This is a genomic window from bacterium, from assembly GCA_030654305.1.
Classification (GTDB): domain Bacteria; phylum Krumholzibacteriota; class Krumholzibacteriia; order LZORAL124-64-63; family LZORAL124-64-63; genus PNOJ01.
This window is the reverse complement of record JAURXS010000495.1, coordinates 1-10,470: the sequence shown is the minus strand read 5'-3', so window position 1 is coordinate 10,470 and position 10,470 is coordinate 1. Positions and strand designations below refer to the sequence as shown.

13 protein-coding genes are annotated in these 10,470 nt (G+C 69.2%); 3 read left to right on the top strand and 10 right to left on the bottom strand.

Features of this window, described 5'->3' with window-relative positions; all coding sequences use genetic code 11:
• Positions 1-154: 154 nt before the first annotated feature.
• A complete protein-coding gene (gene ric, locus Q7W29_14215) occupies positions 155-940 on the bottom strand; it encodes an iron-sulfur cluster repair di-iron protein (GenBank protein ID MDO9172977.1) in 786 nt (261 codons plus the stop codon).
• A gap of 277 nt (positions 941-1,217) precedes the next feature.
• Between ric and Q7W29_14210 the strand changes: the two genes are divergently transcribed.
• Both Q7W29_14210 and Q7W29_14205 read left to right on the top strand, forming a co-directional pair.
• The gene (locus tag Q7W29_14210; protein MDO9172976.1) at positions 1,218-1,568 is read left to right on the top strand and encodes a DUF4398 domain-containing protein; all 351 of its coding nucleotides are present in this window, start codon (positions 1,218-1,220) and stop codon (positions 1,566-1,568) included.
• A gap of 20 nt (positions 1,569-1,588) precedes the next feature.
• Positions 1,589-2,935, top strand: coding sequence for an OmpA family protein (locus Q7W29_14205; GenBank protein ID MDO9172975.1), 1,347 nt, complete (start codon positions 1,589-1,591; stop codon positions 2,933-2,935).
• Positions 2,936-3,020: 85 nt separating this feature from the next.
• Here Q7W29_14205 and arsB read toward each other — a convergent pair whose 3' ends face one another.
• From arsB to Q7W29_14160, 9 genes are all read right to left on the bottom strand, one after another.
• A complete protein-coding gene (gene arsB, locus Q7W29_14200; protein MDO9172974.1) occupies positions 3,021-4,214 on the bottom strand; it encodes an ACR3 family arsenite efflux transporter in 1,194 nt (397 codons plus the stop codon).
• A complete protein-coding gene (locus Q7W29_14195) occupies positions 4,211-4,684 on the bottom strand; it encodes an arsenate reductase ArsC (protein MDO9172973.1) in 474 nt (157 codons plus the stop codon). Before Q7W29_14195 ends, arsB begins: the two co-directional genes overlap by 4 nt.
• On the bottom strand, positions 4,681-5,103 hold the full coding sequence (locus tag Q7W29_14190) for a nitrophenyl compound nitroreductase subunit ArsF family protein (protein ID MDO9172972.1): 423 nt from the start codon (positions 5,101-5,103) through the stop codon (positions 4,681-4,683). The genes Q7W29_14195 and Q7W29_14190 overlap by 4 nt, the downstream gene beginning before the upstream one ends.
• 9 nt (positions 5,104-5,112) lie before the next feature.
• The gene (locus Q7W29_14185) at positions 5,113-5,832 is read right to left on the bottom strand and encodes a cytochrome c biogenesis protein CcdA (GenBank protein ID MDO9172971.1); all 720 of its coding nucleotides are present in this window, start codon (positions 5,830-5,832) and stop codon (positions 5,113-5,115) included.
• Positions 5,833-5,847: 15 nt separating this feature from the next.
• Positions 5,848-6,270, bottom strand: coding sequence for a thioredoxin family protein (locus Q7W29_14180; GenBank protein MDO9172970.1), 423 nt, complete (start codon positions 6,268-6,270; stop codon positions 5,848-5,850).
• A 1-nt stretch (position 6,271) separates the two neighbouring features.
• A complete protein-coding gene (locus tag Q7W29_14175) occupies positions 6,272-6,514 on the bottom strand; it encodes a thioredoxin family protein (GenBank protein ID MDO9172969.1) in 243 nt (80 codons plus the stop codon).
• Between the two features lie 9 nt (positions 6,515-6,523).
• The gene (locus tag Q7W29_14170; protein MDO9172968.1) at positions 6,524-7,819 is read right to left on the bottom strand and encodes a permease; all 1,296 of its coding nucleotides are present in this window, start codon (positions 7,817-7,819) and stop codon (positions 6,524-6,526) included.
• A 4-nt stretch (positions 7,820-7,823) separates the two neighbouring features.
• Complete coding sequence (locus Q7W29_14165) at positions 7,824-8,144, bottom strand: metalloregulator ArsR/SmtB family transcription factor (GenBank protein MDO9172967.1); 321 nt, start codon at positions 8,142-8,144, stop codon at positions 7,824-7,826.
• 143 nt (positions 8,145-8,287) lie between these two features.
• Entirely contained in the window at positions 8,288-8,770 is a 483-nt protein-coding gene (locus Q7W29_14160; GenBank protein MDO9172966.1) for a hypothetical protein, read from the bottom strand.
• Between the two features lie 102 nt (positions 8,771-8,872).
• Here Q7W29_14160 and Q7W29_14155 point away from each other — a divergent pair, with 102 nt between their 5' ends.
• Positions 8,873-10,381 carry an MFS transporter gene (locus Q7W29_14155; GenBank protein ID MDO9172965.1) on the top strand — a complete coding sequence of 503 codons (1,509 nt, stop codon included), beginning with the start codon at positions 8,873-8,875 and terminating at the stop codon, positions 10,379-10,381.
• Positions 10,382-10,470 lie beyond the last annotated feature (89 nt).

Below are 10,470 nucleotides of genomic sequence, written 5' to 3'. Positions count from 1 at the left end.
GTGGGCTGGCAGGTGGTCGTGCACGGCGCTCTCGGTGGGTGGGGGTTGCTGCGATGTCCGGTCAGGTGCTCACCATAGATACGGGTCCCGCAAACCGCCACCGGGCGCTTTCGTCGGCGATCGCCGCGCCGGCGGGCCCCGCACGGGAGGGCGTTCAGGCGTGCCTCGTGTTCATGTCCTCTTCGAGCGCCACGCTCCTGGGGAACAGGATGTTGTTCTCCAGGTGGATGTGCTCGTGCAGGTCCGCCTCCAGGGCCTGCAGGCCGTCGTACAGCGCGCAGTACGTCTGGCAGGCGTCCGCCGGCAGGCGGTAGTTGGCGGTGATCCGGCGCATCGCGGCCAGCGCCTGGCCGGCGCCGTCGTGCTCGTGTTCCATCTGGCGGATGGGATGGCCGACGCTGCCGCAGTGGATCGCCGGCCGTTCGCCCCGGTCCGACATGAACGCGTCGATGCCCTTGATGGCGGGGAACAGGATCTGCTCCTCCTTCATCAGGTGGGCGTCGAGTTCCGCGCGCAGGTCGTCGAAGACGCTCCGCAGGCTCTCCAGGACGGCGCCGTGGTGCGCACCGTGCGCGTTCTGAACCTTGGCCAGCAGTCCGTCGAGCCGCAGCAGCTGCGTCTTGGTGAAAGCGTGGTGCTTCTCCAGGATGTGGTCGGCCAGCGCGCCGAGCGCGGCGGTGTTCCAGTCGGCGGGCGGCGCGCCGTCCGCCGATGACGCCAGCGCTTCCTGCAGTTCGGTCCGGACCGTCGTCCAATCGTGGCCGGCATCCGCGACGGCCGCGGCCAGCGGCTTCTTGCCGCCGCAGCAGTAGTCGACGCCCAAACGCTCCAGCGTCTCGCGCAGGGCGGGGTGCCGGATGACGAGTTCGGCGACGGTCCAGTTGGCGGGGATATCATCGGCGCCGTGCCGATGTCCCGGGTTCGAGCCGACGTTCGTCATGATCGCATCCTTATCGTGGAGCCTGGTGTTCCGCGCGATCGTCACGACACGCGTCTTCGACAGCATACGAACAACGGGGCACCGCGCCACGCCGCCGGCATACCGCGGCGGGGCCGCCGCATCACAATGATCCCCACCCCATCGAAATGAGGGAGCCCGGCCGGTGCCGGCCGCTCGCGGCCGTTGATTCCATGCGGGTTAAGGCGCCGGCGCGGCGGCACGCGAGTTGCCTTGTCCCGGTCCGGGCAAGATGAATTCCGTAGTCGAGGAGGAACCCATGAGATCCGTAACGACGGCCTGTTGTCTTCTGTTGGTCGTAGCCGCCGCGGGCTGTTCGAGCAACCCCCCGTTGCGCACCGAATCGTCGACCTCCGCCATCCGCGCGGCCGAAGCGGTCGGAGCGAGCTCCGTTCCGCGTGCCGCCCTGCACCTGCAGTTGGCGAAGGAGGAGCTGGACCGCGCGAACGCCCTGGCCGAGAAGGGCGACAAGGACGAGGCCGCGTCGCTGCTGATGCGCGCCGAGGTCGATGCAGAGCTCGCCATCCTGCTCTCCCGTGAGCAGGACGAGAAAACGGAAGCGGCACAAGCCATGGAGCGGGTCCACCAGCTCCAGAACGACAACCGGTGAACGGTTGTAAGGAGAATAACATGAGAACGACCGGATTGCTGATCATGGTCGCCGGCGCCGTGCTGATGTGCGGCTGCGGCTCGACCGCCCCGAGCGAACTCACCGGCGCCCGCGCGGCCTACGAGCGGGCGAGCGTTGGGCCGGCGGCCAAACTGTCGCCGGAGGAGCTGCACAAGGCGCAGCTCGCGCTCGACAAGGCCGAGGCGGCTTTCAAGGACGATGCCGATTCGTACCGCACGCGCGACCTCGCGTACGTGGCGCAGCGCAAGGCCGAGATGGCCGAAGCCTCCGCCTCCATCGCCCTGCAGCGCAACAACGCGACGGCGTCGAACGCCGACTTCAACACCGCCCAGGGCGACATCCTCCAGGAGAGGACGCTGGAGCTGCGTGATGCGAGGTCGGCCCTGACCTCCTCCGAGCAGGCCGTGCAGGCGACGACCGACGAGCTGGCCGCCGAGCAGAGGGCCCATCTCGTGACCGAGACGAGGATGGCCGAACAGGAAGCCCTGATGCAGGAGAAGAACCAGGACCTGAACCAGACGCGGACGACGCTGGCCGTCTCCGAGGCCGTCGGCCAGGCATCGGTCGATCAGCTCGCCGCCGAGCAGATCGCGCGCCTGGAAGCCGAGAAGATGGCCACGGCCCAGGGCCTGGCGAACCAGGACCGCACGCCGATCGTGATCCAGGACCGCACGCCTGTGGTGATCCAGACGCCGGCGGCGACCCCCGCCGTCGTGGCCGTGGTCCAGCCGACGAACGAGCAGCTCGTCGCCACCGAGGTGGCCCGTCTCGAGGCCGCCAGGATGTCGGCGGAACAGGCCCGGCGGCTGGAGAGCAGCACGCAGGACCTGAACCAGACGCGGACGGCGCTGGCCGTCTCCGAGTACGCCGGCCAGACGACCGCCGACCAGCTGGCCGTCGCGCAGAAGGCCCGCCTCGCGGCCGAGCAGACGACCGCCGAGACCCAGGCCGAGCTCGACGCGCTCATCGCCACCAAGGACGACCGGCGGGGCGAGTTCTTCACCCTCTCGGGTGGCCTCCTCTTCCGCTCCAACGAGTCGACCCTGATGCCCGGCGCCGAGTCGCAGCTGCAGCGGCTCGTCAAGGCGCTCGCCGCGACCGCCGACCGCAACATCGTGGTGGAGGGCTACACGGACTCGCAGGGGTCCGACGACCACAACCTCGACCTGTCGCAGCGTCGGGCGGACGCCGTGCGCAGCTATCTCGTGCGCAGCGGCTATCCCGCCGACCGGATCCTGGCCGAAGGCATCGGGGAGAGCCGGCCGATCGCCGACAACAGCACGAGCGAGGGCCGCGCCAACAACCGGCGGGTCGAGATCGTGCTCGGGTCCGTGTCGAATCCGTGACCGCCGGCCGTTGAGCCGACGTTCGTGACGCAAGAGCGCCGGCCGGCGAAGATCGCATCTTCGCCGGCCGGCGCGTGCGTTGCCGTCAGCGGGATGCCGCGGGGAACAGCCGCTGCGTCTTCAGGCAGATCCGCACCAGCAGCAGCATGACCGGCACCTCGATCAGCACCCCCACCACCGTCGCCAGCGCGGCTCCCGAGGACAGGCCGAACAGCATGACCGCCGTCGCGATGGCCACCTCGAAGTGGTTCGAGGCGCCGATCATCGCCGCGGGCGCCGCGTCGCGGTAGGGCAGGCCCAGACGCCTGGCCAGCGCGTAGCCCAGCGCGAAGATCGTGACCGTCTGCACGAACAGCGGGATCGCGATCCAGAGGATCGTCAGCGGGTTGGCCAGGATGGTCGCGCCCTTGAACGAGAACAGCAGCACCAGCGTCGCCAGCAGCGCGACGATCGTGATCGGCGTCAGCACGTGCAGGAAGCGCTGCTCGAACCAGTCGCGCCCCTTCGCGGCCACCAGCCAGCGACGCGACAGCCAGCCCGCGACCAGGGGCAGCGCCACGTAGACCGCGATCGACAGCACCAGCGCCTGCCAGGGCACCGGCAGCCGGCCCACGCCCAGCAGGAAGCCGCCGAGCGGACCGTAGAGCAGCAGCATCGTCAGCGAGTTGATGGCGACCATGACCAGCGTCAGCCCGTCGTTGCCGCGGGCCAGAGAACCCCAGACCAGCACCATGGCCGTGCAGGGCGCGATGCCCAGCAGGATGCAGCCCGCCAGGTAGCTGCGCCACAGCGGCACCTCCAGCATCTTCACGCCGCCCTCGAGCACGACCCGGCCCACGCCGTGCGCGGCGCCCACCGGCAGGTCCAGGCCCAGGGGCATCTTGACCAGGTCGACGGCGTCCGCGCCGATCAGCCCGCGGAACAGCACGCCCAGGAACAGGACGGCGAAGCCGTACATCGTGAACGGCTTGATCAGCCAGTTGACGACCAGGGTCAGCGCGACCGGCTTGCCGCTGCGGCCCGCCTTGACGGCTTCGGCGAAGTCGATCTTCACCATGATCGGGTACATCATGAAGAACAGGCAGACCGCGATGGGGATCGAGATCACCGGCGCGCCGCCGACGTTGACGGACATCGCGTCCAGCACGCGCGAGGCTCCGGGCGCGAGCTTGCCCAGCAGGATGCCAGCGGCGATCGAGAGCAGCACCCAGAGCGTCAGCCACTTCTCGAAGAAGCCCAGGCCCAGCGGTTTCTTATCGATGCAGGCGGCGGTGGTCACGGGCGGTCTCCCTCTTCGAGGCGGTTCGAGTCGAAGCGGTCCAGCAGGTCGGGCAATGAGGCGACGAAGGCGCGGATCTCGTCGCGCACCCGGCGGTACGGGGCCATGGCCGCCTCCTCGTCGACGGCGCCGACCGCCAGGCGCGGCGGGTCGTCGAAGCCGCGGTGCAGCGTGCGCGGGGCGCCCGGCAGCACCGGGCAGGTCTCGTGCGCGTGCCCGCAGACGGTGACCACGAGGTTGAAGGGCTCGGGCCCGAGGTCGGCCGCGGTCTTCGAGGCGTGATGCGAGATGTCCACGCCGGCCTCGGCCATCGCGCGCACGGCGCGGGGGTTCAGGCCGTGGGTCTCGATCCCCGCCGACGCGGCCGCGAAGCGGTCGGCGTGCAGGGCGCGGGCCCAGCCTTCGGCCATCTGGCTGCGGCAGGAATTCCCGGTGCAGAGGAACAGGACGCGCGGGAGGCGGCGGCTCACGGCTTGGGATCCGGGACGCCGTCGAGGTAGAGCCGCGTCTCGCCGGCGACGTAGGCGGCGAACTGCAGGGGCTGGTCGTGCAGGTCCCAGATCTTCTCGAGCGTCTTCCAGCGGACGACCTTGCCCGCGTCACGCTCGACGACGATCACGGACTGCTGCTCGAGCTGGAAATCCTGCTCGAAATGCTCGTTGCCCTCGGACATGAAGTTCACGACCTGCAGCTCCAGGACCTTGTCCTCGATCTGCGTGGCGAAAGAGTCCCTGACCGTCTCGACGGTCATTTGCTCGAGCTTCAGGCAGGTCTTGCAGCGGAAGTCGCCGTGGAAGTAGTAGACCGTGACGTCGGGCCGGGGCGCCTGGTCGGCGACGGCGGTTCCCGCGGCCAGGGTCAGCAGGATCGCGAGGCAGAAGCGCTTCATGACCGGCTCCTAGTGGGAGGTGAAGACGAGGTAGAGCCCGCCGAGGATCACCAGACCCCCGCAGACCTTCTTGAGGATGCCGCCGGCCCGCGACCCCGCGTTCCAGTCCAGGGTCCGCTGCACCCAGGCGGTGCTCGTGCCGGCGACGACGATCAACAGGCAATGGCCCAGCCCGTAGGCCGCGAGCAGGGCCGCCCCGAAGACGGCCTGCGTGGAGGAGACCTTGAACGTCACCGCCAGCATGGGCGCCATGAAGGCGAAGGTGCAGGGTCCCAGCGCCACGCCGAAGACCAGCCCCAGCAGCAGCGCCGCCCAGGCCCCCTTGCGCCGCAGCCCCACGGCGCCCGGAGCCGACAGGTTCAGCGGGATCACGTCCAGCAGGATCAGGCCCACGACCAGGAAGATCGCGGCGACCAGCAGGTTCCCCAGCCCGCCGACGTCGCCCAGCATGCGCCCGGCGGCGGCGGTGATCACGCCGATGAGCGCGATGGTGACCAGGATGCCCGACGCGAACAGCGTGGACAGCCACAGGGCCCGGCGCTGGGTCAGGGGCGCCTGCCGCGGATCATCGCCCTGCTGTCCCTGGATGAAGCCCACGATCAGCGGGATGCTCGCCAGGTGGCAGGGGCTCAGCAGGATGCTCAGCACGCCCCACAGGAAGGCGGCGCCCAGGGCCACGGGCGGCGAGCCGGAAACGGCGGCGGTGAGCGAGGCGAACAGCGATGCCAACGGCGTACCTCCCGGTCAGCTGCCCTTCGGTGCGACCCCGAGTTCCTTCCACTTGGCCAGGATCTCCTCCTTGGCGAAGAAACCCTCGTGGCGGAACAGCTCGCGGCCGTCGGCCGCGTAGAAGATCTGCGTCGGGATGAGGTCGATGCCGTATTTCTCGGCCTCCTCCTTGTTCTTCCAGACGTCGATGAACACCACCTCGAACCGGCCGGCCTGCTCGGCGCGCAGCTCTTCCAGGATGGGGGCCATCATCTTGCAGGGGACGCACTTGTCGGCCCCGAGATCGACGAGCCGCGGCAGGGTGGTCGTCGCGCCGCCGCCGCCCGCACCCCCGCCCTGCGCGGCCGGGCGCACCAGGTAGACGATCGCGGCGAGGGCGATCACGGAGACCACGATGATGGAACGATTCAGCGCCGAGCGCGACGGCTTGCCGCCCATCTCACGCCTCCCCTGCGATGAGCTTCTTGATCTCGTCGAACGACGGCACCTTGCCCGCGACCTTCACCTGTCCGTCGACGACCAGCGCCGGGGTCATCATCACGCCGAACTTCATGATGTCGGCCACGGCGGACACCTTGCGGATCTCACAGTCGAGCGACAGTTCCGCCGCGGCGCGGCGCGTCTCCTGCTCGAGCTTGTGGCACTTGGGGCAACCGGTGCCCAGGATGGCGATGTCCTTCACGCGGACCTCCTAGTAGGCGAGCCAGCCGAAGAGCGCGCCGGTCACGGTCGACAGGACCACGACCAGCGCCAGGAAGACGAGCGTGCGGCGCAGCCCCATGATCGTGCGCAGCACCAGGATGCTGGGCAGCGACAGGGCGGGCCCCGCCAGCAGCAGCGACAGGGCGGGCCCCTGGCCCATGCCCGAGCCCAGCAGGCCCTGCAGGATGGGGATCTCGGTGAGCGTCGCGAAGTACATCAGGGCGCCCGCGAACGCGGCGAAGAAGTTGGCGCCGAGGGAGTTGCCGCCCACCGCCTGGGCGATCCAGGCCGAGGGCACCAGCCCCTCGTGGCCGGGCCTCCCCAGCAACAGGCCGGAGATGAACACGCCGCCGAGCAGCAGCGGCAGGATCTGCTTCGCGAAGGACCAGCTGGCGGCGAACCATTCGCGCAGCTCGCCCGGTCGGCTCGCCACGGCCCAGGCGAAGGCCAGCGTGCCGACGGTGAACGGCAGCACCGGATCGTCGCGCCGCAGCAGCGCCGTCAACGCCACCGCCGCGGCTGCCGCGAGCGGCTTCCACCAGGCCAGGCCGTACCAGGCCACGAGCGTCGCGCCGAGACCGGCGGCCGCCGCGGCGGTGAGCCACCACTTCACGGCGTGCACGGCGCCGAAGAAGCCCCCGGCCGCGCCGCTCCAGTTGGCGAAGATCAGGACCGCGACCATCGCCGCGAAGGTCAGGGCCGTGCGGTGCAGGGGGCGACCGCCCTGGTCGTCGGGCGGCGGGGCGGCGGCCAGCGCGGACTCGCGCGCGTCCTTGCGGAAGATGGCGTGCATCAGCAGGCCGATCACCACGCTGAAGACCACCGCGCCCACGGCCCGCGCCACGCCGATCTTCAGGCCGAGCACGCTCGCGGTCAGGATGATCGCCAGGGCGTTGATCGCCGGCCCGGAGTACAGGAAGGCGGTCGCGGGGCCGATCCCCGCGCCCAGGCCGTAGATGCCGGCGAACAGCGGCAACACCGTGCAGGAGCAGACCGCCAGCACCGTGCCCGAGGTCGCAGCCACGCCGTAGGCCAGGGCCTTGGGTGCACCGGCGCCCAGGTACTTCATGACCGACGCCTGGTTCACGAAGACCGAGATGCCGCCGGCGATGAAGAAGGCCGGCACCAGACAGAGCAGCACGTGCTCGCGGGCGTACCAGCGCACCAGCGACAGGGCCTCGACGACGGCGCCGTCGAAACGGGGCGCCCCGACGGGCAGGTGGTACAGGCCGACGAACACGACGACGACCAGGCCGAGGACTTTGCTCTCGCGGCGCCAATCCATCAGCTCACCTCGCCAGTTCCACGGCCTGCGTGGCCGAGGTCTGCATCACCGATTCGACGCAGGCGAAGAAGTTCAGCACGCAGGGGCAGCGCAGCGAGTAGAAGACCTGGTTGCCGCGCTTCTCGTCCCGCACGATGCCCGCCTCGCGCAGCACCGCGAGGTGCTTCGAGACCGTCGACATGTCGGCCCCGACCAGTTCCTGCAGCTCGCAGACGCAGCGCTCCCCGCGCGACAGTTCATCGACGAGGAACAGTCGGGTGCCGTGGCCCATGGCCTTGATGACGCGGGCGCGGGAGTCGTACTTGCGGCGGGTGCTGTCGTCCATGGCGGCCTCCTGTCGTTGGCTGTTTGGCAATATAGCCAAATAGATGCCGACCGTCAAGCCCCGGGATGGGATCAGGAACCCACATCCATTTATCTATATTTATACGATATTTAATCCATATTAGCCCACATTGGAGTGGGAGACTACTCGAACCCGATCCCGACCGTCACCTTGGCTTCGGGCGAGTCCGCCACCCCCAGCTTCAGTTCCAGGAAGACGTCCCCGCCGCCTCGGCGCGCCCGGGACATGCCGCCCAGGATGTTCAGCCCGAGTTCGGTGTCCGTGTCGTCGCGGTAGTCGCGGGGCCCGTCGTCCCAGTCGTAGATGTTGATGCCGAGCCCGCCGCCGATGTAGAAGCCCCAGCGGGACCGGCTGGGCCGGTCGAAGCGGTACACCAGCTCCGGGTTCAGGGCGATCAGGGTGCCGTGGTCGCCGAACCCGACCTCCACGTTGGGCAGGAAGTAGCCGTCGTTGAAGATCTCGCCCGCGTTCACGTGGGCGCCGACGTGGACCTGGTCGGGGTCGATGGTCAGGCCGCCGCGCAGGCCCCAGTCGGACTGGGCGAGGGCGGGGGTCGCCGCCAGCAGCAGGGAGGCGAGGAGCGTTCCTTTGATTTTCCCGGACATGGCGGGGGGCTCCCTTTGTTATACTGTCCGTTCTGTCGCCTGTCCGGGACAAGCTAATCATGATGGCCGCAGCCGCACTGTCCGGCCCGAAAGGACCGCCCCATGACCACCACGCCGATCGCCGACGCGCTGGCCGACCGCCGCAGGCTGCTGGGCTTCACCACCGGCTACTGGCTGCTCAACACGATCGAGATGTTCGAGCGCCTCTCCTACTACCTGGTGCGCTCGGTGGTGGCGATCTACATCATGCAGGCCGACGACCCCCACGGCCTGCACTTCACGGCCGCCGACAAGGGCACCATCTACGCCCTCTGGTTCGCCTTCCAGTCGATCCTGCCGACCTTCACCGGCGGCTTCGCCGACCGCTACGGCTACAAGCGCAGCCTGTTCCTGGCGATCACCGGCAACGTGCTGGGCTACTGCCTGATGGCGACGCAGCGCAGCCTCCTGGGCTTCACCTTCGGCATCGTGGTCCTGGCCACCGGCACGGCCTTCTTCAAGCCGGCGCTGCAGGGCAGCCTGGCGCAGAACCTCGACCGCAAGAGCTCCTCGCTGGGCTGGGGCATCTTCTACTGGGTGGTGAACGTGGGCGCAGCCATCGGGCCGATGCTCGCCAACTTCATCCGGCACGACTACTCCTGGCAGGCGCTGTTCTTCACCGCGGCGGCGGTCATGTCGCTGAACTACCTGATGCTGTTCACCTTCAAGGATTTCGCCAGCGGCTCCGACAAGACCGCGAACCCGGGGCAGGTGCTCGCGCGCACGCTGCGCACGCTGGGCGACTGGCGCCTGGCGACCTGGCTGCTGATCATGAGCTGCTTCTGGCTGATGATGTACACGCTCTGGGACCTGCACCCGAACTTCCTCACCGACTGGAACGACTCCGGCGGCACCGCCCGCTTCTTCCTGGGCTCGTCCTTCTTCCCCGACAGCTGGGCCATCCAGACCGACCGCGGCTGGCAGGTGCCGCAGGAGATCCTGCTGAATCTGAACGCGCTGCTGATCGTGCTGCTGATGATCCCGGTCTCGTGGCTGGTGCGCAAGATGCGCACGCTGGAGTCGATGGTCCTGGGCATGGGGATGGCGACCGCCGGCGTCCTGGTCGCGGGCCTGACCAACCTGGGCTGGGTGTTCCTGCTGGGCGTCGTCGGCTTCTCCTTCGGCGAGATGCTGACCGGCCCCAAGAAGAACGAGTACCTGGCGCTGATCGCGCCCCCGGACAAGAAGGGCCTGTACCTGGGGTTCGTGAACATACCGGTGGGCGTGGGCGGCCTGATCGGCTCGAAGCTGCAGGGCTACTTCTACGGGAACTTCGGCGAGAAGGCGGTGCTGGCGCAGAAGTACCTGGTGGAGCACTTCGGCGGGGGGCGGGCGTGGGACGGCAAGCTGGGCACGCTCGACGCGGCGGCCGGGGTCGAGCGCACCGGGGCCTTCGCACGGCTGCAGGAGGTCACCGGGCTGGACCCCGCCGCGGCGACGGACCTGCTGTGGCGGACCTACAATCCCCAGTACATGGTGTTGCTGCCGTTCGCTGGGATCGGGGTGGCGGCGATCGTGGCGCTGGTGTTTTTTGCGCGGGCGGCGCGGAAGTGGGCGGACATGGATGCCTGACGGGCGTTCTCACGGGGGTGTTCATTGACGGACGTCTTCATCAGCCACGCCGAGGCCGACGAACCGGTGGCCAACGAGATCGCTCGCGG